General features: G+C 60.5%; 20 protein-coding genes and 3 pseudogenes. 12 read left to right on the forward strand and 11 right to left on the reverse strand.

All coding sequences use genetic code 11. The features are described from left to right. Positions 1 to 33 precede the first annotated feature (33 nt). Entirely contained in the window at positions 34 to 1,335 is a 1,302-nt protein-coding gene (locus QA644_RS33245; RefSeq protein ID WP_283073226.1) for a hemolysin family protein, read from the reverse strand. 126 nt (positions 1,336 to 1,461) lie between these two features. After that, entirely contained in the window at positions 1,462 to 2,796 is a 1,335-nt protein-coding gene (locus QA644_RS33250) for a sorbosone dehydrogenase family protein (RefSeq protein WP_283073227.1), read from the reverse strand. A gap of 345 nt (positions 2,797 to 3,141) precedes the next feature. Here QA644_RS33250 and QA644_RS33255 point away from each other — a divergent pair, with 345 nt between their 5' ends. Then, positions 3,142 to 3,672 (forward strand): sigma-70 family RNA polymerase sigma factor, encoded by a 531-nt coding sequence (locus tag QA644_RS33255; RefSeq protein ID WP_283073228.1) that lies wholly within the window; start codon positions 3,142 to 3,144, stop codon positions 3,670 to 3,672. 15 nt (positions 3,673 to 3,687) lie between these two features. Next, a pseudogene (locus QA644_RS33260) lies at positions 3,688 to 3,873 on the forward strand (DUF2934 domain-containing protein); the annotation flags it as partial. 114 nt (positions 3,874 to 3,987) lie between these two features. Here the strand turns inward: QA644_RS33260 and QA644_RS33265 are convergent. The 5 genes from QA644_RS33265 to QA644_RS33285 all read right to left on the reverse strand — a co-directional run bounded on the left by QA644_RS33265 (position 3,988) and on the right by QA644_RS33285 (position 9,012). After that, positions 3,988 to 6,228 (reverse strand): molybdopterin cofactor-binding domain-containing protein, encoded by a 2,241-nt coding sequence (locus QA644_RS33265; RefSeq protein ID WP_283074081.1) that lies wholly within the window; start codon positions 6,226 to 6,228, stop codon positions 3,988 to 3,990. Next, positions 6,228 to 6,722: a (2Fe-2S)-binding protein gene (locus QA644_RS33270; protein ID WP_283073229.1), complete on the reverse strand. Its 495-nt coding sequence runs from the start codon at positions 6,720 to 6,722 to the stop codon at positions 6,228 to 6,230. Before QA644_RS33270 ends, QA644_RS33265 begins: the two co-directional genes overlap by 1 nt. Continuing rightward, entirely contained in the window at positions 6,719 to 8,002 is a 1,284-nt protein-coding gene (locus QA644_RS33275; RefSeq protein WP_283074082.1) for a cytochrome c, read from the reverse strand. Before QA644_RS33275 ends, QA644_RS33270 begins: the two co-directional genes overlap by 4 nt. Before the next feature lie 201 nt (positions 8,003 to 8,203). Then, entirely contained in the window at positions 8,204 to 8,458 is a 255-nt protein-coding gene (locus tag QA644_RS33280; protein WP_239602452.1) for a DUF2934 domain-containing protein, read from the reverse strand. A 155-nt stretch (positions 8,459 to 8,613) separates the two neighbouring features. Then, on the reverse strand, positions 8,614 to 9,012 hold the full coding sequence (locus tag QA644_RS33285; protein ID WP_074072951.1) for a VOC family protein: 399 nt from the start codon (positions 9,010 to 9,012) through the stop codon (positions 8,614 to 8,616). Positions 9,013 to 9,187: 175 nt separating this feature from the next. Between QA644_RS33285 and QA644_RS33290 the strand changes: the two genes are divergently transcribed. Further along, positions 9,188 to 9,832, forward strand: a complete 645-nt coding sequence (locus QA644_RS33290) for a ThuA domain-containing protein (protein WP_239602449.1) — start codon at positions 9,188 to 9,190, stop codon at positions 9,830 to 9,832. A gap of 31 nt (positions 9,833 to 9,863) precedes the next feature. Here QA644_RS33290 and QA644_RS33295 read toward each other — a convergent pair whose 3' ends face one another. Next, entirely contained in the window at positions 9,864 to 10,499 is a 636-nt protein-coding gene (locus QA644_RS33295) for a GntR family transcriptional regulator (RefSeq protein WP_239602447.1), read from the reverse strand. A 174-nt stretch (positions 10,500 to 10,673) separates the two neighbouring features. Here QA644_RS33295 and QA644_RS33300 point away from each other — a divergent pair, with 174 nt between their 5' ends. The 9 genes and pseudogenes from QA644_RS33300 (at position 10,674) to QA644_RS33340 (ending at position 20,033) form a co-directional block, all read left to right on the forward strand. Further along, positions 10,674 to 12,098, forward strand: a complete 1,425-nt coding sequence (locus tag QA644_RS33300) for a M20 family metallopeptidase (RefSeq protein WP_283074083.1) — start codon at positions 10,674 to 10,676, stop codon at positions 12,096 to 12,098. Further along, entirely contained in the window at positions 12,091 to 13,773 is a 1,683-nt protein-coding gene (locus QA644_RS33305) for a M28 family peptidase (RefSeq protein WP_283073230.1), read from the forward strand. Before QA644_RS33300 ends, QA644_RS33305 begins: the two co-directional genes overlap by 8 nt. A 34-nt stretch (positions 13,774 to 13,807) precedes the next feature. After that, the gene (locus QA644_RS33310; RefSeq protein WP_283073231.1) at positions 13,808 to 14,662 is read left to right on the forward strand and encodes a transporter substrate-binding domain-containing protein; all 855 of its coding nucleotides are present in this window, start codon (positions 13,808 to 13,810) and stop codon (positions 14,660 to 14,662) included. 108 nt (positions 14,663 to 14,770) lie between these two features. Further along, positions 14,771 to 15,490: an ABC transporter permease subunit gene (locus QA644_RS33315; RefSeq protein WP_194731833.1), complete on the forward strand. Its 720-nt coding sequence runs from the start codon at positions 14,771 to 14,773 to the stop codon at positions 15,488 to 15,490. After that, complete coding sequence (locus QA644_RS33320) at positions 15,490 to 16,230, forward strand: ABC transporter permease (protein ID WP_283073232.1); 741 nt, start codon at positions 15,490 to 15,492, stop codon at positions 16,228 to 16,230. The genes QA644_RS33315 and QA644_RS33320 overlap by 1 nt, the downstream gene beginning before the upstream one ends. Positions 16,231 to 16,238: 8 nt before the next feature. Continuing rightward, positions 16,239 to 16,964 (forward strand): annotated as a pseudogene (locus QA644_RS33325) (ATP-binding cassette domain-containing protein); the annotation flags it as partial. A 51-nt stretch (positions 16,965 to 17,015) separates the two neighbouring features. Further along, positions 17,016 to 17,498, forward strand: a pseudogene (locus QA644_RS33330) (transporter substrate-binding domain-containing protein); the annotation flags it as partial. 184 nt (positions 17,499 to 17,682) lie between these two features. Beyond that, a complete protein-coding gene (locus QA644_RS33335; RefSeq protein WP_283074085.1) occupies positions 17,683 to 18,849 on the forward strand; it encodes a fumarylacetoacetate hydrolase family protein in 1,167 nt (388 codons plus the stop codon). A gap of 119 nt (positions 18,850 to 18,968) precedes the next feature. Beyond that, positions 18,969 to 20,033, forward strand: coding sequence for a PHB depolymerase family esterase (locus tag QA644_RS33340; protein ID WP_283073233.1), 1,065 nt, complete (start codon positions 18,969 to 18,971; stop codon positions 20,031 to 20,033). 275 nt (positions 20,034 to 20,308) lie between these two features. Here QA644_RS33340 and scpA read toward each other — a convergent pair whose 3' ends face one another. From scpA to QA644_RS33355, 3 genes are all read right to left on the reverse strand, one after another. Further along, the gene (gene scpA, locus QA644_RS33345; RefSeq protein ID WP_194731837.1) at positions 20,309 to 22,447 is read right to left on the reverse strand and encodes a methylmalonyl-CoA mutase; all 2,139 of its coding nucleotides are present in this window, start codon (positions 22,445 to 22,447) and stop codon (positions 20,309 to 20,311) included. A gap of 116 nt (positions 22,448 to 22,563) precedes the next feature. Next, positions 22,564 to 23,337: an ABC transporter permease gene (locus QA644_RS33350; protein WP_283073234.1), complete on the reverse strand. Its 774-nt coding sequence runs from the start codon at positions 23,335 to 23,337 to the stop codon at positions 22,564 to 22,566. A 1-nt stretch (position 23,338) separates the two neighbouring features. Beyond that, entirely contained in the window at positions 23,339 to 24,157 is an 819-nt protein-coding gene (locus tag QA644_RS33355; protein ID WP_283073235.1) for an ABC transporter permease, read from the reverse strand. Positions 24,158 to 24,171: the final 14 nt, after the last annotated feature.

Raw genomic sequence — 24,171 nt, forward strand, 5'->3', positions numbered from 1 at the left:
GCCGGATAAAGATTTCCACATGCAGCGGGCGGATTAAGCCCTCCGATCTTCACCTTCTACAGGTTCCGGCGAGAGGAGGATCTTGTCGACGCGGCGGCCATCAAGATCGATGACCTCGAAGCGCCAGCCATCCTTCACGAAGCTTTCGCCGAGATCCGGCAGGTGTTTCAACTCTTCCAGCACAAGGCCGGCGACGGTCTGGAATCCAATGTCATCCGCCAGCTTGAAGTTCATGAATTCGGCGAATTCGTCGATCGGCGTCCAGCCGGAAACAAGATAGGAACCGTCGCCGCGGCGAACGATTGCCTGCTCGTCAGTAGGTCCCTCCTGCAGTGCTCCCATGATCGCTTCCATGATGTCGCCGGAAGAGACAATGCCCTCGAAGTGGCCGTATTCGTCATAGACAAGCACCATGTGGACCGGTGATTTGCGGATTGCCTGGATGACATGCGTTGCCGTCGAAAGATCCGAGATCACCGGAACTTCATGGGCAAGCGACTGGATGTCTGCATGGCCACGCGCGTCGAGCGCATCGTAAAAGTCCTTCACGAAGAGCACGCCAAGCACCTCGTCAGAACTGTTACGGCGCACAGGCAGGCGCGAGCGGTGCGTTCGGTGCAGCTGCTTGCGAATGTCTTCGATGCTGTCTTCGATGTCGACGACTTCGACGTCGCGGCGAGGCGTCATCAAGGCTCTCGCGGTCCGGTCGGCAAGGCGCATGACGCCGGATATCATCGCGGATTCCTCGCTCTCGATCACGCCGGCATTCTGCGCCTCGGCGAGCACCGTCTTGATCTCTTCGTCGGTCACCCCATCGCTGCCTTTTCCGGACTGACCAAGAAGCGTAAGCACAAGCTTGCCGGACGCGTCGAGAAGCCAGACGAGCGGCAAGGCAAGCTTGGAAAGCAGAGCCATGGCCGGAGCAACCTTGCTCGCGACCACTTCAGGTTCCCGAAGCGCAATCTGCTTCGGCACCAGTTCGCCGATAATGAGCGAAAGATAGGTAATGGCAACGACCACCGTGCCGACGCCAAGCGCATCGGAGACGGCGGGGGAAACGCCCTGTGCGCTAAGCCAGGCCGAAAGACGGCCGCCCAGCGTGGCGCCCGAAAAGGCACCCGAGAGAACGCCGACGAGTGTAATCCCGATCTGAACGGTCGAGAGAAAGCGGCCGGGATGTTCGGCAAGTTTGATGGCTTGGGCAGCCCCCCGGCTCCCATGATCGGCCAGGACCCTCAAACGGGCGGGACGTGATGAAACGACGGCAAGTTCGGACATTGCGAGCACACCGTTCAAGATAGTGAGCAGCACAACGATTATGATTTCCAGAAACAAAAGAAGCCTATGATATTGACAGCGATGCCTCAAAATAGGGGCAAAGCGCCAACAATGAAAGCAAGGCTTGCTTCTTGCTTCGGCTATTTTTGCTCGGCGCTTTTGTATGGTTGCGCGCTGGCCCCCTCACTGTGCCGAAGCCGGTGAGACGCGCCATATCGTGTTGCCGACGTCATCGGCAACAAGCAAGGCACCCTTGATGTCGATTGCGACGCCGACAGGTCGGCCAAAGGCCTTGTCGTCCGCCCCGATAAAGCCCGTCAAGACATCGCGCGGCTGGCCAGAGGGCTTGCCATCGACGAATGGCACGAAAATCACCTTGTAGCCGCTGCGCGGCTTGCGGTTCCAGGAGCCGTGCTGGCCGACGAAAGCACCGCCGACATAATCCGGACCAAACAGATTGCTCGTGTTGAAGGTCAGGCCAAGCGAGGCGGTATGCGGACCAAGGGCATAATCGGGGACGATGGCGCTCGCAACCATTTCAGGGTTTTGCGGCTTTGCCCGGCTATCGATATGCTGGCCGAAATAGCTGTAGGGCCAGCCATAAAAGCCGCCTTCCTTCACCGAGGTCATATAGTCGGGAACGAGATCGCTTCCGAGCTCGTCGCGTTCGTTGACCGCCACCCAAAGTGCGCCCGTCCGCGGCTGCCAGGCAAGACCATTTGGATTGCGTAAGCCGCTTGCGAAGACGCGAACAGCCTTTGTCGCAAGATCGATTTCGAGGATCGAGGCACGGTTTTTTTCCGCATCCATGCCGTTTTCCCCGACATTGCTGTTGGAGCCCACGGTGGCATAGAGCTTGGTGCCGTCAGGGCTCACGATCACGTCCTTCGTCCAGTGCTGATTGATCGGGCCTGCTGGTAGATCGGCAATTTTCGCGCCCGGCGTGGTGATCACCGTTTCACCCTCCATATAGGGAAAAGCCATGACCGCATCGGTATTGGCGACGTAGAGCGTGTCCTTGGAATATGCCATGCCGAAGGGCGAATTGAGATCCTTCAGGAAGACGGTGCGCATCTCGGCTGCACCGTCCTTGTCGGCATCGCGCAGCAGTGTGATGCGGTTTGCACTTTTGACCTCGGCGCCGGCCCGGCTCATGAGCAGACCTTCGAACCAGCCGCGGATGCTGAACCCGGCGTCTTCACCTTTTGGCGGCTTGTTGCTTTCGGCAACAAGGACATCGCCGTTCGGCAGGACTTGGATCCAGCGCGGGTGGTCGAGGCCCCTTGCAAAGGCTTCCACCTTCAGCCCCTCCGCGGCTTTTGGTGTGGCTCCTTCTGGCCAGCCCGCCGCTTCCGCGACATTAACTGTCGGGATCAGCGTCGGGTTCGGCGCGGGCAGCGTCGGTGAGGGACCGTAGCCCTGTTCGATCGGGACGGTGGCGGATTCACGCTCAAAGACGAATATCCACCCGCCTGCAACAAGGATGAGAAGAAGGACGACAATGATGATCTTCTTCATGGATGATCTCCCATGCAAGACCGTGCTAACGGTTTGACCGCTACAGGTTTCAACGCTCCTGATAAATTCGAATGATGGAGCAAGTGCCTCAAGGTTCAAGATTTCAACGGCGCAACTGTGTTTCTCAACACCGCATCTTCGATCATGGCGTTTTGAAGCGTGACAAGACCATATACGAGCGACTTGAGCGACCCCACAGTATGCTGAGTCTTGAGGCATGTGCGTAAAGAGACTGCCTGAAACTTCGGGCTCAGACGGCCCCATTGTACGATTGCGGACCTATGAAGTTTATCGGGAACCCCACCGAGTGCGAGGGCATTAATTCCTCCGTAGAAGGAGGACACCATGCCAACAGTCTCCGTTGCACAACCTTGCAGCGCTCAGGCAGAAATTATCTCGCTTCTTCCAGCTCTCAAAGCCTTTGCGAGGCGTTTCGAGCGTGTTGAAAGCGACGCCGACGATCTCGTTCAAGAGACGGTCTCCAAGGCGCTTTGTCATATCGAGCAGTTCCAGGACGGCACGAGCCTGAAATCCTGGCTCTTTACGATCATGCGCAATACGTATTGCAGCAGCTACAAACGCCGCAAGCGCGAACCGGTCGGTTGCGTCGGCGACCTGACCGACTATCCAATACCGGTCAAATCAACGCAGGAATGGTCGCTGAGAGCCCGTGACGTGCAGGCAGCGATCGACAAGCTCGGAGCATCGCACCGCCATGCACTGCTGCTCGTGGTGAACGGGACAAGCTACGAAGAAGCGGCCGCGATCTGCGACTGCCAAGTGGGCACCATCAAGAGCCGGGTGAGCCGCGCTCGCAACCATCTTCTTGAAATGCTCGGCGAGACGCAATCTTCCGAAGCAGCCTCGTTACACTGACAGGGGTGCGCAGCCATGAGCCGCCACGACAGGAACGAATGGATCGCCAAGAGGGCCTATGCACTTTGGGAAGCGTCCGGGCGCCAACATGGCCGCGATGGCGAGCACTGGGCACAGGCGGTGCGAGAGCGCGACGAGCTGGAGCGCATGCAGGCTTCCGCCGACGGGCGCGAGGTGCTGGTCCGGTTCAGACCAAGACCACCGGCCGCCACGTCGCCGAAACCCATCCCGCCCGCCGGCGATCGCGAGCGGCTGATGGATGATGCGGTCCTGCCGTCTGCCCCCTTTGCGATGAGACGCCGGCTAAGGTTCTTATCAGCCGAGACGGGTCGCTTCCTTCACCCTGTTGCGCGATAACGGCAGATCGACCAGCCGCTTTCCCGTCGCATTGCGGATTGCGTTGGCGAGTGCTGCACAGGTCGGCCCCTGCGCCGCCTCGCCTGTGCCGAGGAAGGGCTGACCGGGCCGATCGAGAATATGCACTTCGACGCTTTCTGGAACGCTCCCGAAGCGCAGTATCGGATAGCTCGCCCAATCGGTGCTGGTAATGCGGGTGCGATCGAAGGTGACGGCTTCATAGAGCGTCCAACTGATCGATTGCAGGATGCCGCCCTCCGTCTGGTTGCGGATCCCGTCGGGATTGACGGCCTGACCGGCATCGATGGCGGCAACGGCGCGCAGCACCTGCACACGGCCGGTTTCGCGCTCGATCTTCGCTTCCAGTGCGACCGCCAGATAGGCGGCACGGTTCTTGTAACGCGCAAAAGCAAAGCCGCGACCGTGACCGGAAGGCACTTCGCCCCTCCCCCAGCCGAATTTGTCGGCCGCGAGCTTCACGACGTCGCTGGCACGATCATCTTCCAGATGACGCAGGCGGAATTCGACAGGATCGGCTTTGGCGGCAATAGCCAGCTCGTCCATGGCGCTTTCGATCGAGAAGACATTGGCATAAGCACCAAGGCCGCGCAGCGCCGAAACCCGTAGCGGCATGTCGGGCAGGAAATGCCACAGCACCCGGCGGTTCGGGATCGCATAGAGAGGATCGGCATTTCGATCGCCGCTGCCATTGGGACTGATGCTGAGTTTCGGCGGTTCTAAGGGCGTCGGCTGTTCCTTGGCGCGGCCGGCAAGCAGCGAGCCGGCATTGCCGGGGCGCGTGCTATGGGTATTGCTCCACACATCATAGGTCCAGTTGTCGATCCTGCCGCTTGCATCGAGCGATGCCCGGACCTTGGACACCATGCCAGGCCCGTAAGGTTCCCACATGTGCTCCTGCTCGCGCATCCACTGGACACGCACAGGGCGGCCGGGAATTTTCATGGCGATGAGTGCTGCATCGGCAGCTGCGTCGTCAGCGCCGTTGTGCCCGTAGCAGCCGGACCCTTCCATGTGGATGACACGCACCTTCTCCTCCGGCATCGCCAGCATCTGGGCAATCGCACCCCGATCGGGGAAAACCCCCTGCGTGTGCGACCAGATATCAAGGCTGCCGTCGGCCTTCAGATGCGCGGCCGCACAGGAAGGACCGATCGAACCGTGCATCTGGTAGGGCCGCGTGAAGGTTGCCTCGTAGATCGCGCCGTTCGGGAAGCTCGGATGGCCGGATTCGGCCACTGTGCCGACATCCTTTTCCAGAGCTGTGAGAGCAGCGGCAAGATCGGTCTGTTCCGGAAGCGTTGCAGGTTCGTCCCACTGCGCCGCTTTTTCGACGGCGCGCATGGCCTTGATCGCCTGCCATTCTTTCTCCGCCACGACGGCAAGGAAACTGCCGTCGCGGATGACCGAGATGACACCAGCCATGGCGGCGGCCGCCGTGGCGTCGATGTCTTTCAATGTGGCGCCATAGCTCGGCGGACGGATTACGCGCGCGTGCACCATTCCTTCGAGGCGCAGGTCCTGCACATAGGCTGCAGCACCGGTGACCTTGCCCGGGATGTCGATGCGCTGCACATCACGGCCGATGATGCTCAGCGCATCGGGTTGTTTCAGTTGCGATTGCGGCTGGGCTTCGACGTGCAGGAACTGGCCCGACACCAGCTCGCCATAGGTCGTCGATCTGCCGTCCGGCCCGGAGACGCTTTTCTTTTTCGCCCTGAGCTGGTCTGGGGGCAGGTTAAAACGGCGCGCTGCCTCGGCGATCAGCAGCCCGCGAACCTGCGCGGCTGCGTTGCGGATGGCAGTACCGCTGTTCTGCATCGACTGGCTGCCTGCCGTAAACCCTTCGTCGGGCGTGCGCCCCGTATCGGCGGTCACGAGCGTGATTTCTGAGGGATCGACTTCCAGTTCCTCTGCGGCGACCTGGATGAGGGCCGTGCCGATCCCCTGTCCAAGCTCCACCTTGCCGGTAAACACGGTGATCTTGCCGTCAGAATCGATCCTTATCCAGCTATCGAGATAGCGGTCGTCATCCAGGCTGCCCGGCAACTTCGGTTTTTCGGGCGCCGCACTCGGTATCTCTTGGGCCAGCGCACGGATCGTGGAGAAGCTGACGATGAGAGCGCCGGTACCAGCAAGCAGGCCGCGCCGGCTCATTTCATGTCTGGTGAGAATATCCATCATCCGGCACTCCTTTTGGCGGCCGGAAGCCCGACAGCTTTCATCAGTTCACTCGCGCGCCTGATGGCGGCAAGGATGCGCATATGGGTGCCGCAGCGACAGAGATTGGTCCGCAACGCCGATCGGATTTCCTCGTCAGTCGGCGTGGCATTCTGCTTCAGAAGCGCTGCTGCGCTCATCATCATGCCGGGAATGCAGTAGCCGCATTGCGCCGCCTGTTTCTCGATGAAGGCGGCCTGCAGCGGTCCGGGCTTTTCAGCTGTTCCAAGCCCTTCCACAGTCACGATTTCCTTGCCTTCGACGACGATGAGCGGCGTCACGCACGAAAGCACCGCCTGGCCGTCGACCATGACGGTGCAGGCGCCGCATTGGCCAAGGCCGCAGCCAAATTTTGCGGCGTTGAGATCAAGATCGTTGCGAAGCACGTAAAGCAATGGCGTGTCGGGCTCGCTGGCGACCTCGTGGGTGTGTCCGTTGACGTTGAGCGTTGTCATCTCAGCTCCTTCGCGCCGACATTGGACGGCGCTCGTTCAATTCCTTCCGAGGGGCGGACGGCGACAAAATATTCACCGGACCGCGTGCGGTTGACGCGTTGCAGCAGATCGGGCCAAGGATCGCCCGTCGTAAAGCGCTGGCGCATGAAATCGAGCAGATCGGCGATCTGCTTGTCGTTCAATGCCCCGGCAAAGCCGGGCATCACGGCGCTTGGCTCACCGTCGGCCGGTGGCAGGCCGAAAAGCACGACATTGACAATGTTTTGCGGATTGGGCGCGTTGACGGCGGTGCTGAGATTGAAATTCAGTCCTCCAAACGGCGCGGCGCGGCCGGATTCATGACAGGTCGCACAAGCCGCGCCATAGATGGCTGCACCCGGATGAGAGGCAAGTTCGGCCGACGCCTTGTTCTCGTCAATCGCCGCCGTCACTATGCCATCTTGCTCCGGAAAGAACTGCTTCTTCAGCTCTTCGCCCCTTTGAACGCGTTCGCCAGACGGTTCGCCCATGATCGAGGCGACATAGGCTGCGATTGCATTGATATCGCTGTCGGGAAGCGCACCGAGATTGCCGGTGACTTCAGCCATCGGACCACGCGAGACGCCGTGGAACGCGTGGTAGCCATGACGCAGATAGAACGCGAGCGACTCCTTGTCCCACGGGATCGGCGAGGGGCTTTGCGCATTAATCGCATAAGCCTGCCAGCCTTCCGCCTCGCCGCCGCCGAAGTGCCTGCCGCGCTCCTCGGCACCAAAGGCGTTGCGAGGCGTGTGGCAAGCGCCGCAGTGGCCGAGGCCTTCGGTAAGATAGGCGCCGCGGTTCCATTCCTCGCTTTTCTGCGGATCGAGCGTGAAAGCGCCCTTGTCGAAGAAGACCAGTTTCCAGGCGGCAAGGATGGGGCGGACATGCAGGAGGTACGGCAGCTCGTTTTTGGGTGCCGTCGCCTTGACGGGCGTGCGCGTCATCAAAAAGGCATAGAGTGCCTTGTTGTCCTCGTCGGTGACGCGGGTAAAATGATCATAGGGAAATGCCGGATAAAGATGATCGCCCTTTCGATCCACTCCTTCGCGCATGGCGCGCTGGAAGGCAGCCTCGCTCCAGCGTCCGATACCGGTTTCATCGTCCGGCGTGATGTTCGTCGAATAAATAATCCCGAAAGGCGTCGCCAGTTTAAGCCCCCCGGAAAAAGCTTCCTTTCCCGGGAACGTATGACAGGCGATACAGTTTCCGACCGCCGCGAGGCTGGCTCCCTTGGCGATCAGGGCGTTATCGAAGCGCATGGTCTCTGAAGGGTTTTGCGGCTTGATTTCGGGGCGCCAGGCAAGAAAAAAGAATGCGAGACCGAAAACGATGAAGAGGGTAAGGATCGTCGACAGCAGTCTGATGGCTCGCATTGCCGATATGACCCTCCCAGGAGTGCAAACCGAACTGCACAAAACGCAAGGAGCAGGAATTTGTTCCCGAAATAGGTGCTGGTATCGCTAGCGTTTGGCGATCGTGGCGCGCTCTTGAATGATCCGAGCCTGGTCATTTTCGCTGGCGCGCATCAGACGTCCGGTGGCGCGCAGCATCGCGATCAGGTCAGTTCCATCGATGGACGCCTTGGTCATTTGGAGCTGTTCGAACTCGGCCGCCGCCTGCTGCCAGTTTTCGGCCTCGCGCCCGCAGGGGCGTCCCTCCGCCTCCCATATGGCGTATGCGCGCTGGCTGATCCAATCTTCCTTGTTGTAAACCATGACACCCAACTAAATGGAGAGAAATATTCGTCTGAAGGTTGCCAGATTTCGCTTACGGAGTTGTTACTTCGCCTTACTTCGCCTCAGACCGGAAGCGCGGTATCACGCGGGAAACAGCAGCGCCGCTCAGATATTACTGTTGCCCAGCAACTGCCTCAATCCGTCCGCTCGGCGAGCTCGATGAGGATGCCGTCGGGATCGCGCAGAAAAGCGACCTTGTGCAGAACCTCGGAGTTGTAAGCAAGACGCGGGCGCTCCTTCACCTCAACTCCGGCCGCTTCGAGCTTTGCGAAGGTTTCAGCGACGCTGCCGAACAGGAAGGTGAGGTGGCGCAGACCGGCGGCACCCTCGGGAACGTCGGTTGCCCGCACCGCCCCGCTTGCAGGCGCGAAGACCTCCAGCATGCCACCGCCGGCATCGAGAAAAGCAACGTGCGAGCCATCCGGCATCGTCTTGCGCAGATGCAGCCGAAGGCCGAGGAGGCCGCAATAAAAGGCGACGGCACGGTCCATATCGCTTACCGTCATGCCGATATGTTCAAAGGATTTCAGCATTCAAAATTCCTCCCACAGATAATCCTCGAGCTGACTGCGGTCCCTTGCCGCCGTCAAGACTAAATCGTGTGATGGCAATCGAAGCGACCTGGCTTGCGGTCGATGAAATCGAGCGCTATCTGGTTGGAAAAGCCACGACGTCACGACCTAACCATCGAAAGCCGGGAGGCAGGGCATGCGCAAAGCGATCATCGTTTGGGGCGGCTGGCAGGGCCACGAACCGGAAGCATGCGCAAGCGTCGTCGGCGAACTTTTGCGGGAAGACGGCTTCTTAGTTGAAATTACCTGCGATCTCGACATCTTCGGCTCGCCGGTGATTGCTAAAGCCGATCTGCTTGTTCCGATCATCACCGGGGAGCAGTTGGAAAAGGCGCATGCCAATGCGCTGGTCATGGCTGTTCGTGACGGTCTTGGCCTCGGCGGTCATCATGGCGCACTCGCGACATCCTTCAAGGAGAGTGCGCCGTTCCGCTATGTTTCGGGCGTCACCTGGGTTTCTCATCCGGGCAACATCATCGACTTCCGCGTGAATGTGAGCCGACAAAACGATCCGCTGATGCAGGGCATTCCGGACTTCGACTACCACTCGGAGCAGTATTACCTGCACTACGATCCATCCGTTGAAATTCTGGCGACTACCACGTTCACCGGCGAATATGACGAGGCGGCCCGCAATGTCGTAATGCCGGTGGTCTTCAAACGCCACTTTGGCGCGGGCCGCGTCTTTTATTCGGCACTCGGCCATGTCGCAGCCGAATTCGACCATCCGTACATGCGTCTCATTCTTCGCCGCGGCCTTGCCTGGGCTGCACGCCGGTAGACCCGCATGCAGTCCGGCCCACGCGCAACGGTCAGTTCTGAATGATGTGCTGCCTTACCAGTCGCTTGAGCTCTTCTGCGTCCTTATGCTGAATGGCGTCGATCATCAGGTGATGTTCGCGGCCGGACTGTTCGATGCGGGCGCGCGTGCGCCATTGAGCGACGGGCGCCGAGGAGGTTCGTTGGCGAATTTCCGCAATAAGGTCGACAAGCTCCTGATTGCCGCCAAGAACCAGAAGTTGCCTGTGAAAGGCGAGGTTGGCTTCGTAAAGCTCCAGCATCGTACCATCAAGGACCATCCGGTCGAAATGGACCGCTAGCTTCCGGAGCGTGTCGAGATCGTCAGCAGAAGCATTCTTGACGATCGTGCCGGCAACCGCGGTTTCAAGAATGATACGGATTTCGCTTACCTCCCTGGCGCGGCGGCCGTCGGGCTCGTAAACGTGATAGCCGCGATTGGGCACATGCTCGACCAGCCGCTTCTGCGCAAGGCGATCGAGCGCTCGGCGGACTTCCGGCCGCGTGCATTTGTAGCGTCGCTCGAGATCGATCTGCTTGAGCCAGGTGCCGGGAAGAAGCACGCCCGCCAGAATATCCTGGAGGACAAGATCGGTCACGTCTTTCGAATTTCCGATCTCCGGCTTCGGCCCCATCAAAACGTCTGCCATTCAAGACTCCCTTTTTCGAAACGGATATCACGGCGCCTTCAGTTTCTGTAGGCAGCCAGACAATTTCGACCCTGTTCAAATTTTATTCATGCCCACGCATTGCGCAAAAATCTTTTGTATCCTAAATTGGCGCCAATTTTGGATACTAAGCGATAAGAAGCCGTTTTGAAAGCCATGAAAAACTCGGACAGCGTATGGGACATCGTCGAAGGCAAGCGCGAAATCTTCTTTGCGCTCAGCGATCGCATCTGGGATCTGCCGGAAACGAACTATGAGGAATATCGCTCGTCAGACGAACATGCGCGGCTCCTGCAACAGGAAGGCTTTCGCGTCGAACGCGGCCTCGCCGGGATGCCGACAGCCGTCCTGGGAGAGGCCGGGGAGGGCGGACCGGTTATTGCAATTCTCGGCGAGTTCGACGCGCTGCCGGGCCTCAGCCAGGTGGCAGGCCTTGCCGAGCAGCGCGAAGCAATTGCCGGCGGCAATGGTCATGGTTGCGGTCATAACCTTTTAGGCGCCGGTTCAATGCTTGCGGCCGCTGCAGTCAAGGATTTCCTTGCACAGAACGGCCTGAAGGGACGCGTGCGCTATTATGGTTGCCCGGCCGAAGAAGGCGGCTCCTCCAAGGGCTTCATGGTGCGCGCCGGCGTCTTCGACGACGTCGATGTCGCCATTTCATGGCACCCGGCTGCCTTTGCCGGGGTCAACAATCCGATCTCGCTTGCCTGCAACGAACTCAACTTCCATTTCACCGGCCGCGCCTCGCATGCCTCCGCGACACCGCATCTCGGCCGTAGTGCGCTCGATGCCGTCGAGCTGATGAATGTCGGCGTCAATTACATGCGCGAGCATATGCCATCGACGGCCCGCATTCATTATGCCGTGACCGATACCGGAGGCGCAGCGCCAAACGTCGTCCAGGCCCGCGCGACCGTGCGCTATCTCATCCGCGCCCGCACTTTGCCCGAACTTTTGTCGCTTGTTGCGCGCGTCAAAAAAGTCGCCGAGGGGGCAGCGCTGATGACCGAGACGTCGGTCCGCAGCGAGATCCTCAGCGGCGATGCGAACCTGGTCGGCAATACCCCGCTGGAAGAACGGATGTTTGCCCATCTCCAGCGTCTCGGCCCTCCCGTTTTTGACGAAAATGACAAACAAACCGCCCGCACGTTCCAGCAGACGATGAGTGCGGAGGATGTCGCGTCTTCCTATGCCCGCTTCGGCTTGAAACCGAATAAGGATCAACCGCTTTGCGAGGAGATAATCCCGCTGTATTCCGGAGACGGCTCTATCGTCGGCTCGACCGATGTCGGCAGCGTGAGCTGGGTCGTTCCGACCGTGCAGATGCGCGGCGCGACTTATGCGATCGGTACACCCGGCCATTCCTGGCAGCTTGTCGCACAGGGCAAGCTTCCGGCCGCCCATAAGGGCACCGAACATGCAGCAAAGGTGATGGCAAGCACGGCCGTTGATCTGATCTGCGACCCGTCCCTCATCGATGCCGCCAAGGCCGACCTCAAAGCCCGCCTCGACGGGACACCCTTCGTCAATCCTATCCCGGATGACGTGCAGCCGCCGCTGCCGGAGAAACGACATGCCTGACGAGCTCACACAACCCGATGTCGGGCGCCTGATGGCGCATCTTTGGGAGTTTTCCCGACGCGTCAAGCTGTCCGGAACGCCTGAGGAGCTGGAAAGTTTCGACTACCTCAACCGGCAGATGAAAAGCTATGGCTATCGCACCGAGCTGCTGTTTCACGAGGCCTTCATCAGCCTGCCGGGACAGGCAAAGGTGGAAATCGACGGCGCAGCTCTTCGCTGCATCACCCATTCGATGTCCGCTTCCAGCCCTCCTGCGGGCATCAGCGCCGAACTCGTTCATGTCGGCGAAGGCACCGAAGCCGATTTTTCGCAGGCCGAGGTGACTGGAAAGATCGTTCTCGTGGATGGCATTGCAACCGAAGAGGTCGCGGCGCTGGCAAGTGCGGCCGGCGCGCGCGGCCAGCTCCATATCAGTCCTACCGAGCATCTCTATGAAATGTGCGTTTCGCCCGTGTGGGGAAACCCCTCCCAGCATACCCGCGACCGCCTTCCTGCGACCGTGATCTGCTCGATCGACGCACATGACGGCGCCGCGTTGCGCAAACGCCTTGCAGACGGCCAAACCGTCAAGGCCGTCTTGTTTGCCGAGGTCGACACCCGCTGGACCAAGACACCTTTGCTGGTGGCCGAGATGCCCGCCCCCGGTAAAGGGGCAGACGATCCGTTCATACTTTTGTCGGGTCATCACGACACCTGGCACTACGGCGTCATGGACAATGGCGGCGCGAATGCGACGATGCTGGAGGCAGCACGACTGCTGGGCGAAGCGGCGTCGAGCTGGAAGCGCGGGTTGCGCATTTGCTTCTGGTCGGGTCATTCGCATGGGCGCTACTCCGGCTCAGCCTGGTATGCCGACGAATATTTCGATGATCTCGAGCGCCGTTGCGCCGTCCACGTCAATGTCGACTCGACGGGTGGCAAGGGCGCGGCGATTTTGAGCAATTCCAGCGTGATCGACGAGCTCAGACCGCTGGCGGCCGAGGCGATCGAGAAAATCACCGGCCAGCGCCATGCCGGCCGACGTCACGGCCGCGCGGCCGACCAGTCCTTCTGGGGCATCGGTATTCCATCGATGTTCGGCAGCCTGAGCCATCAGCCTCCCGAACCGATAAAGATGCTGACGGCGCTCGGTTGGTGGTGGCACACTGCCCATGACACCATCGACCATATCGACCCGGACAATCTGCGGCGCGACACACAGATCATCACCGAAGTTCTCGAGCGCCTGCTCATCTCCCCCGTTCTGCCGCTGGACTACACGGTCTACGCCGCCTCGCTTGAAGAGGAGCTGGCGCGGCTGAGTACCGCCATTGGCGGCCGCCTCGATCTCGCACCGATTGCCGACGCGATTGCCGAGCTCCGGCGCAATGCCCAGGCAGTCCTGGCAGCGAGCGGTGGCTGCCTAAAGCAGGCCGAGCGTCTCAACGCAGCGCTGATGCGCGCGTCCCGCCAGCTCGTGCCACTGAACTATACGCGCGGCGATCGCTTCCATCACGATTCAGCTCTGCCGCATCCGCCTTGGCCGGCTTTGGAAGGCCTGCGCGAACTGGCCGGCCTGCCCGAGCACGCACCCGACACGCCATTTTATGTCGTTCATGCCCGGCAGACCCGCAATCGCATCGCCCACGCTCTTCGTAAGGCCAATGCCGCATTGAGATCTGCATTTGATGCCTGAACAGCGAACCGCAATAAAAAAGGGGAATGATGTCATGAAAAGGAAAAATCTGCTTCTCTTCGGTCTGGCGGCCGTTTTGAGCACGGCTGCAATTGCTGCCGAGGCCAAGGACTGGACACATGTGAAGGTCGGCATAGAAGGCGCCTTTCCACCCTGGAACATGATGGATTCCAGCGGCAAGCTCGCCGGCTTCGATGTCGACCTGATCAACGATCTGTGCGCCCGGGCCAAAGTGGAGTGTGAGCTCACTCCCGGCGAGTGGACCGCCATGATCCCGAGCCTCAATGCCGGCAAGTTCGATCTGGTGATGACGCTTGGCATCAATGAAAAGCGCCGGCAGGTTGTCGATTTCACCGTTCCATACGCCAGTGGCGTTGCAAGCTTCATTCTGCTGAAGAACGGTCCTGTCGCTTCGCTGCCGATGACCGGACAGAAGCTCAACCTCAACGACAAGAGCAAGGCCGATCCCGTCATGGCCAAGATCGGCGAGGCATTGGACGGCAAGACCGTCGGTGTTGTCCAGTCGACCAGCCAGGAACAATTGATCAATGCTTACTTCGGCAGCAATGTCACGGTGCGCGCCTACAAGAATTCCGGCGAACGCGACCTCGACCTGAAGGCAGGCCGCATTGATGCCGGCTTTGACAGCGGCGTCTATGCGACCTCCGTACTTGCAAAATCTGGCAACGACGAACTGATAATGTCGGGACCGCTGATAAAGGGCGCCATGCTCGCCACGGAAGTCGCCCTTGGCATGCGCAAGGGCGAAGCAGATCTGAAGGCGAAATTCGACGAAGCCATCAGATCCGCTGCAAAGGACGGCACGATCAAGAAGCTCTCCGAACACTGGAGCAAGATCGACCTCACGCCATCCTTCGAGACGAATTGATCTTGTTCCAGGCGGCGGCAGACCGTCGCCTTATTCCGCCACCGACTTTTCCGTGATGGGTGACATGTTGTTTCCAGCTCCTCAAGAAAAATGCAAAAGGCAGGCGCCATGAACCAGCCCGGCATCCTGGAACTGGTCAGTTTCGGCCCGGACGGCTGGGGCAAGGCACTGCTTGCCGGTGCATGGATGACAATTCTGATCGCACTTGCCGGCTATTCGATCGGCGCGGTTATCGGGTCCTTCGGAGCCTGGGCCAAGATATCGGGAAGCCGCGGGCTTCGTATCGCAGCCGACACCTATACGACCGTGCTGCGCGGAATTCCCGATCTCCTGGTGATCTATCTCTTCTATTTCGGCGGCAGTGCCGTTGTCACCGCCGTCGGCCAGCTCTTTGGTGCCCAGGGCTTCGTCGGCTTTCCCGGCTTCCTCGCCGGGTCGCTCGCCGTCGCGGTCACCTCCGGGGCGCAGTTTACCGAGGTCTTCCGTGGCGCGTTCAAGGCGGTGCATGCCGGCGAGATCGAAGCAGCGATCGCGTGCGGCATGAGCCGATGGCTGCGCTTTCGGCGGATCGTCGCGCCGCTGACGCTGCGCCACGCACTGCCGGGGCTCGGCAATGTCTGGCAGGTGGTACTGAAGGAGTCGGCGCTCGTCTCGATTACCGGTGTCGCCGAGTTGTTGCGCCAGACCCAGGTGGCGGCGGGATCGACCGGCCTGCCATTCGATTTTTATCTCATCGCGGGCGCAATCTACCTGCTGATCTCGACGGTTTCCGGTCTCTTCATGCGCCGCGCCGAGCAGCACTTTTCGCGCGGTGTGAGGAGAAGCTGATGGACTGGCAATTTCTCTTCGAGACCTTCTTGAGCCTCATGTCCGCGATCCCGTTGAGCCTGGAGCTTGCCGCGACATCGATCACACTTGGCGCAATCCTCGCGCTTGCCCTGGCACTTTGCCGGCTCTCCGGCATCACAGCCCTCGACTGGTTCGCACGAAGCTACGTCTTCATCGTCCGCGGCACGCCGCTGCTCGTACAGATCTTCCTGATCTACTACGGTCTTGGGCAGTTTCCAGCAGTCCGCCACAGCCTATTCTGGCCCTTCCTGCGCGAGCCCTACTGGTGCGCCGTTCTGGCGCTGACGATGAACACGGCCGCCTATGGCAGCGAGATCATCCGCGGCGGCCTCCTGTCGGTGCCTTTCGGGCAGATCGAGGCAGCCCGGGCCTGCGGCATGCCACGCCTGATGCAGTTCCGACGCATCCTCCTGCCGCTTGCCATTCGTCAAGCGCTGCCCGGCTACAGCAACGAAATGATATCGATGGTCAAGGCAACTTCGCTTGCCTCCATCATAACGCTTATGGAGGTAACCGGTGTTGCCGCCAAAATTATCTCCGAGACCTACCGTGCCATCGAGGTCTTCGTCGTCGCAGGTGCCATCTATCTCGCGATCAACTTCCTGCTGACGCGGCTGGTCCATCTTCTCGAATACTGGCTGAGCCCGCACCTGCGCCAGCCCGTGCCACATCCTCCGGCAGGCCTTTCCACCGCACCCATTGAAGGAGACGCGCGATGACCGCGGCAATGCCCTCCCCTTCGCCGATCGCACTCAGCGTCAAGGACATGCACAAGAGCTTCGGCCCCGTCGAAGTGTTGAAGGGCATCTCGCTCGACGCCCACGAAGGCGATGTCGTTTCCATTCTCGGTTCCTCCGGTTCCGGCAAATCGACCTTTCTGCGCTGCATCAACCTGCTCGAAACGCCAAATTCCGGCGAGGTCACCGTGGCCGGTGAGACGATCCGTATGGCGGCTGACGGCAGGGGCGGCAGCCGTCCGGCCGATCGCAGGCAGGTCGACCGCATCCGCTCGCAGCTCGGCATGGTCTTCCAGAGCTTCAATCTGTGGTCCCACAAGACCGTGCTTGAAAATGTCATCGAGGCGCCTATTCACGTCCAGGGCCGGCCCCGCGCCGAAAGCGTCGAAGAGGCCGAGGCTCTGCTTGCCAAGGTCGGCATTGCCGAGAAGCGGAATTTCTATCCCGCCCATCTTTCCGGCGGCCAGCAGCAGCGCGCAGCAATCGCCCGGGCGCTGGCGATGCGACCGAAGGTCATGCTCTTCGACGAACCGACCTCAGCGCTCGATCCGGAACTCGTCGGTGAAGTCCTGCGCGTCATGCGCGCGCTTGCCGAGGAAGGACGCACAATGCTCGTGGTCACGCACGAGATGGGCTTTGCCCGCGACGTCTCCAGCCGCGTCGTCTTCCTCCACAAGGGCCTCGTCGAAGAGGACGGCAAGCCACAGGACGTGTTTGCATTCAGCGACTCCTACGGCTCGACGGGCCAGGCATTTGCAACGTCCAAATCCAGCGATCTCGCCCACATGCCCGAAAAGGGCCAGGTCTTTTCGCTTGCAAGCGACGAAGCAGGTGCGGCCGCCGAAATTGACAAGCTGAAGCCGATGCTTGAGGGCAAGACGATCGGCGTGCAGACCGCATCGACGGCCGCAGCCTTTGTTGACAAATATCTGAAGGGTGTCGTCGAGGTTCGCGAATACAAAACGACCGAAGAGCACGACCTCGATCTCAAGGCCGGCCGTGTCGACCTCGTCATGGCCTCCATGGCCTATCTGACCACGGCATCGCAAAAACCGGGCAACGAAGACATGGCAACCGCCGGCCCGCGCTTCCAGGGCGGCTTTCTTGGCCGCGGCAGCTCGGTTGGCCTGCGCAAGAGCGATTCCGAGCTGAAAGAGGAATTCAACAAGGCGATTGCCGCCGCCAAGGCCGACGGCACCATCAAGACGCTCTCGGAAAAGTGGTTCGGCTTCGACGTGACACCGAAGTGACATTGCCAGGGCCGGCGGCATCACCCAGCGCCGCCGGCCTGATTTTACCAAAGACTTCTCAACTTGCTTGCGGTCGTATTTTTGACCTTGCCCCGCCCGGACAGATGTGATCGATTTTCCGGCGCTGCTGGAGGGCGGCGAATTTCTAATCACATGAGCAAAAGCTCGACTGCGACGGAAGGTCATCATGCCTCAGCTTCTCGACGACGCCTCATCGGGCGGCCTGTTTGTCGGCCGCGTCTGGAATCCGCAGGCAGCCGGTCCGGCGATTGTCACGATCCGCGCCGGAGAAATAGTCGACATAACGTCCAGGCAAGCCCCGACATTGAGCGCGCTTCTGGAGAAAGCCGACCCGGCAGGTTTCGTGCGCCAAGCGGATGGCAATCGGCTTGCTTCACTCGAAACAGTGGCAGCAAACAGCACCGGCAGGCCGGACGCTGCCAGGCCTTATCTCTTGGCCCCGGCAGACCTTCAGGCCGTGAAGGCCTGCGGTGTGACCTTTGCCCAATCGATGATCGAGCGCGTCATTGAGGAAAAAGCTGCCGGCAATCCGGATCGCGCAGCCTCGATCCGGAGCCGCGTTGGCACACTGATCGGCGGCAGCCTCGCCAACATCAAAGCAGGCTCTCCGGAAGCGGCAAAGGTCAAGCAGGCGTTGATCGACGAAGGCATGTGGTCGCAATATCTCGAAGTCGGCATCGGCCCGGATGCCGAGGTCTTTACCAAGGCGCCGGTTCTTTCCTCCGTCGGCTGGGGTGCCGATGTTGGCCTGCATCCGATTTCGACGTGGAACAATCCGGAACCGGAAATCGTGCTTGCGGTCAACAGCCGCGGCGAAATCAAGGGCGCGACCCTCGGCAACGACGTCAACCTGCGCGATGTCGAAGGCCGCTCGGCGCTGCTGCTCGGCAAGGCGAAGGACAACAATGCCTCCTGCTCGATCGGTCCTTTCGTTCGCCTGTTCGACGCCACCTACGGCCTCGACGAGGTCCGCAAGGCCGAGCTTGACCTGAAGGTCACCGGCCAGGACGGCTTCGTTCTCAACGGAAAGAGCTCAATGTCGAAGATCAGCCGCGACCCGACCGATCTCGTCAGGCAGACCTGCGGGCCTCATCATCAGTATCCGGATGGGTTCATGCTGTTCCTCGGCACCCTGTTTGCCCCGACGCAGGACCGCGACGCCCCCAACCAGGGCTTTACGCACAAGGTCGGCGATGTGGTCGAGATCTCCTCATCTGGGCTTGGAACGCTTGTCAATACCGTTCGCCTTTCCACCGAATGCCCCCCATGGACGTTCGGCATTTCGGCTTTGATGGCAAACCTCGCCGCGCGCGGGCTGCTTCACGCCTGACATAGCTCCGGCCCAGTTCGGCCGCCTGGATCTGCGGCATTTGGCCTCCCGCATTTGTGCACTGCAGCAATCGTCCCTATATGTATCCTCGGCGCCTTTGTTGGCTCAAGGAGAAGCATGTGTCCTTTCGAGATTCACCTCACGAACGCCTTGTCGAGATCGCAGCATTCGGATCCAATCCCGGCGCGCTCAAGGCTTGGCTGTTCCTCCCGACACATATGGATACGCGAACCCCGCTCGTCGTAGCCCTCCATGGCTGCACCCAGACAGCTAAAGGATACGCACTGGGTTCTGGATGGTCGCAGCTCGCTGAGCGGCGGGGATTTGCGGTTCTCTATCCAGAACAACAGCACTCGAACAACCCGAACCTCTGTTTCAATTGGTTTGAACCCGGGGATGCACGACGCGGTGCGGGCGAAGCCGCATCCATCAGCCAAATGGTCGCACATGTCGTTCAGTCACAGGGCATCGATCCAAACCGGGTTTTCGTGACGGGTCTTTCAGCAGGTGGCGCCATGGCGAACGCGATGCTGTCGACCTATCCTGAGATGTTCGCCGGCGGCGCGATCATCGCGGGACTTCCCTATGGCGCGGCGGCCAATGTTGCAGAAGCGTTCGCACAAATGCAGGGGCGAAATCCGTCGAGCGCCGCCAAGCTCCGGTCCGCGTTGAAGCGTGCCGGACATCACGCAGGTCCGTGGCCGACTGTATCCGTGTGGCATGGAACGCATGATCAAACAGTGCGACCGAGGAATGCAGATCAGATCGTGGATCAGTGGAGCGGCGTTCACGCGACACGTAAAGAGCCGGATCGCACGGAAGTGGCTAATGGGCACCAGCACAAGGTCTGGTACGATGCCGATGGGCGAATGGTCATCGAAACCTATTCCATCAAAGGCATGGCGCATGGCCTTCCTCTTGCAACCCAAGGCGGCTCCTCGTTCGGCCGACCGGGGCCCTACATGCTTGAGGCGGGCATTTCGTCAACCGCGCGCATTGCGCGCAGTTGGGGCCTCGCTTCCGATTCCGATGTCGAAGCAACAGAGTTCGCCGCTGCCGAGGGGTCTGGCGCTCGGAAATCGGTTGGCGCAAGAGAGCGACGAAGCCCTCAACCGGAGCCCGGCGATAGCCGGGTCGGCAAAATCATCAATGACGCGCTGCGCGCAGCCGGGCTGCTTCGCTAACCTCCTGCCGGCAGTCCAACAACGGCTCTTGCCTTGGCGATAGTCGCCCGATCCATCAGTTCCTCGAAACCGATGCAGCAAGGCTAAGCTTAGCGCCCCATCTGGCGGTCACCTCGACGGCAACCGGCGAAGAAAAAAGCTTGGCCCGGCAACATCCGGCAAGCGACGTAGGTTCGGCGATTTCCGCTTCCGGCTTGGCCTGCGCGTATCAAAAAATACCACGCAGTAAGATCCTGTCGATCGCCTGCAACAGCGGGCAAATGCCGGCCAGGAATCTACTGGTTGCGCCGGATTCCCTGCATAAGATCCAGCACGGAGTTGGCGGCGTCGAGCACATGCGTGCCGGGGCCGAAAACGGCAGAAACACCGTGATCAGCCAGAAACTGATAGTCCTGGCGCGGGATGACACCGCCACAAATGACGATGACATCGCCGCCGCCCTTTGCTTTCAGGATATCGACGAGCTGCGGCAGCAACGTCTTGTGGCCGGCGGCAAGCGACGAGACACCGATGACGTTGACGTTTTCGCCGATCGCCATTTGCGCCGCCTCTTCCGGCGTCTGGAAAAGCGGACCGGCAAGCACGTCAAAACCGATATCGCCGAACGCCGATGCGATCACCTTGGCACCGCGGTCATGGCCGTCCTGGCCAAGTTTGGCAACCATGATCTTCGGCCTGCGGCCGAGCGCCGCGCTGACGTCCGACATGCGGCTCTTCAAGACCGCAAGCTCCGGCTCGTCGCGATAGGCTTCGCCATAGACATCCTTGATGACCCTTGGCGTCGCGGCGTGATCGCCGAAGGCTTTCCGCATGGCATCGGAGATCTCGCCCACGGTGGCGCGCGCACGGGCCGCCTCGACGGCCGCAGCCAAGAGATTGCCTTTTCCACTGCGGGCGACATCGACAAGCGCAGCGAGCGTTTGGGCGACCTTGGCGCTGTCGCGCCGCCGCTTCGTCTCTTCGATACGCTTGATCTGCGCGGCTCTCACGGCGCTGTTGTCGATTTCCAGGATGTCGATCGGCTCTTCGTTTTCGAGGCGGTACTTGTTAACGCCAACGATAACCTCATCGCCCTTGTCCACCGCAGCTTGCCGCCGCGCGGCGGCTTCCTCGATCAACCGCTTCGGCAGGCCGTCGTTGACTGCGCGTGTCATGCCGCCAAGTGCCTCGACCTCCTCGATCAGAGCCCATGCCTTGTCTGCCAGTTCCTGCGTCAGGCTCTCGACATAATAGGAGCCGGCGAGCGGGTCGACGACCCTGGTGACACCTGTCTCATGGCTCAGGATGAGTTGCGTGTTGCGGGCGATGCGCGCGGAAAATTCCGTCGGCAGCGCGATCGCCTCGTCGAAGGAATTGGTGTGCAGCGACTGCGTGCCACCCAGCACCGCCGACATCGCTTCGAAGGCAGTGCGGATGATATTGTTATAGGGATCCTGCTCCTGGAGCGACACGCCCGAGGTCTGACAATGGGTGCGCAGCATCAACGAGGACGATTTCTTCGGCTCGAACTCCTCCATGATCCGCGCCCAGAGCAGCCGGGCCGCGCGCAGCTTCGCCGCCTCCATGAAAAAGTTCATGCCGATCCCAAAGAAGAAGGAAAGACGTCCGGCAAAGTCGTCGACATTGAGACCTTTGGCGATTGCCGCCCGCACATATTCGCGGCCATCGGCCAGCGTGAAGGCAAGCTCCTGAACCAGTGTCGCACCCGCCTCCTGCATGTGGTAGCCGGAGATCGAGATCGAATTGAACTTCGGCATTTCCTTCGCCGTATACTCAATGATGTCTGCGACGATCCGCATCGAAGGTTCAGGCGGATAAATATAGGTGTTGCGGACCATGAACTCCTTGAGAATGTCATTCTGTATGGTGCCGGAAAGATCGCCCCTTAAGCAGCCCTGCTCCTCGCCTGCGACGATGAAGGAGGCAAGGATCGGAATGACCGCGCCGTTCATGGTCATCGACACGGACATCTCGTTTAACGGAATGCCGTCAAAGAGGATCTTCATGTCTTCGACCGAGTCGATTGCGACACCGGCCTTGCCGACGTCACCTTCGACGCGCGGATGGTCGCTGTCATAGCCGCGATGGGTGGCGAGATCGAAGGCGACGGAGAGGCCCTTCTGGCCGGCGGCGAGATTGCGACGGTAAAAGGCGTTGGATTCTTCGGCCGTCGAAAAACCGGCATACTGGCGGATCGTCCAGGGCCTGCCGGCATACATCGTCGCACGCGGACCCCGGACGAACGGTGCAAATCCCGGAAGGGAGTCGAGATGCCCCGCCCCTTCGATATCGGCGGCCGTGTAAAGCGGCTTGACGTCGATGCCTTCTGGGGTGTGCCAGGTCAGCGTCTCAGGCTGAGCGCGCAGCTCCTTCTGCGCCAATGCCGCCCAATCCGCGGTCGTCTTCTTGGCCATGTTTTCCTCCGGCATTTCCTTTTGGCCGCACGCTATCACTCGAACCGCATACGGCGCGATAGGGCCTTAGGATAATTTACGCAGGAAACTGGCGATTTCCATGCCCAGCGTGGCGCCTATCGCGCCTGTCTCGGCCGCCAGCGCAGGAGGTAGGATTCAAGCGCATAGGCGAGACGGTTGAGCGAGAAGCCGACCAGGCCGAGAACGAACACGCCGACCATGACAAGGGCCATGTCGAAACGCTCGCGGCCGGCGATGACCAGCCCGCCGATGCCCGGGCCGACGGCGAGGAAATATTCAGCACCCACCGTCGCAAGCCAGGAGTAGATCAGCCCGAGATGCACGCCGGTGGCAATCGACGGCATGGCCGACGGCAGATGGATGCGCAGGATACGTTGACGGGTCGTGAATTTCAGCGCGCGGCCGACTTCAATGAGATCGGCGGGAGCGCTGCGCATTCCTTCATAGGTGTTGAGCACAATCGGGATGAAGGCGGCAAGTGCCACGAAGACGATCTTCGCCTGCTCGCCGAAGCCGAACCAGACGGAAATGAGCGGGATCCACGCAAGCAGCGAAATCTGCTTCAGGCCGTTGAAGGTGGGTGAGATCAGCCGGTCGGCGGGACGCGAGAGCGCAAGCAGCGTTGCCAAAGCGATGCCTAGGACGGTGCCGATCCAGAAACCGGCGATATTGCGCATCAAAGAAAAGCCGAGTTCGGCAAAGAGGCCGTTGTCGAAAATCTCACGCTTGGCCGTCAGCGCCACGTCTTTAAGAGAAGGCAGGAACCGCGGGTCGGCAAGGCCAGTACGGGCCGATACTTCCCATGCAACAAGAAGAAGGACCGGCAGTGTGACGCCGCGGCGGAAGCGGACGGAGAGTGCCACCGTCATGTCATATCTCCTGACGTTTCCAGCGCTGGATCAGCATTTCGGTGCGATCCAAGCCCTTGTCCATGGCAAAGCCGACGAGGCCGATGACAATCATGGCAACGATGACCGTATCGAGCCAGAACATCTGCCGGCCCCAGACGAGCAGATAGCCAAGTCCTTCGGACGAAGCGAGCAGTTCGACCCCGACAAGCGAGGTCCAGGAATGGGTTAGACCGTAGCGGACGCCCGTAAAGATCGAGGGGACGGCGCCCGGGAGCACGATCAGCCGCAATCTTTGCCAGCGGCTGAAACACAGCGCTTCGCCGACCTCGACGTATTTTGGCGATACGCCGCGGATGCCGGAAAAGGTATTCAGCGTCATCGGCACGAGCGCTCCCTTGGCGATGATGATGATCTTCAGCGTTTCGCCGATGCCGACAAAAAGCATCAGCAACGGGATCCAGCCGAGCGTCGGGATTTGCGCAAAGGCAAGGAAGAGCGGCTTCACATAGTCCTCGATTTTCTGCGACAGGCCGATCGCGATACCGAGGCAAAGCCCGGCCACGGAACCGATTGCAAAGCCGATCACCACACGGCGAAGGCTAACGCCGGCGTGAAAGAGAAGTTCGCCGCTTGCGATCATGTCGCGCGCCGTCTCATAGACGAAGAAAGGCGGCGGCAGGATTTGTTCTGCAAGCCAGCCCTTTGCCGAGGCCACCCACCAGAGGCCAAGAAGCGCGGCAGGCAGGACCAGACCGGCTGCGCCGAAGACGGCGCGGCTTCGCCGTCGTCGCGCCATGCGAATGCCGGCATCGCCGTCGGCCTCGAAGATTGCAGCCATGCCCGTCTCCGTTT

Source organism: Rhizobium sp. CC1099 (genome assembly GCF_029714385.1).
Classification (GTDB): Bacteria; Pseudomonadota; Alphaproteobacteria; order Rhizobiales; family Rhizobiaceae; genus Rhizobium.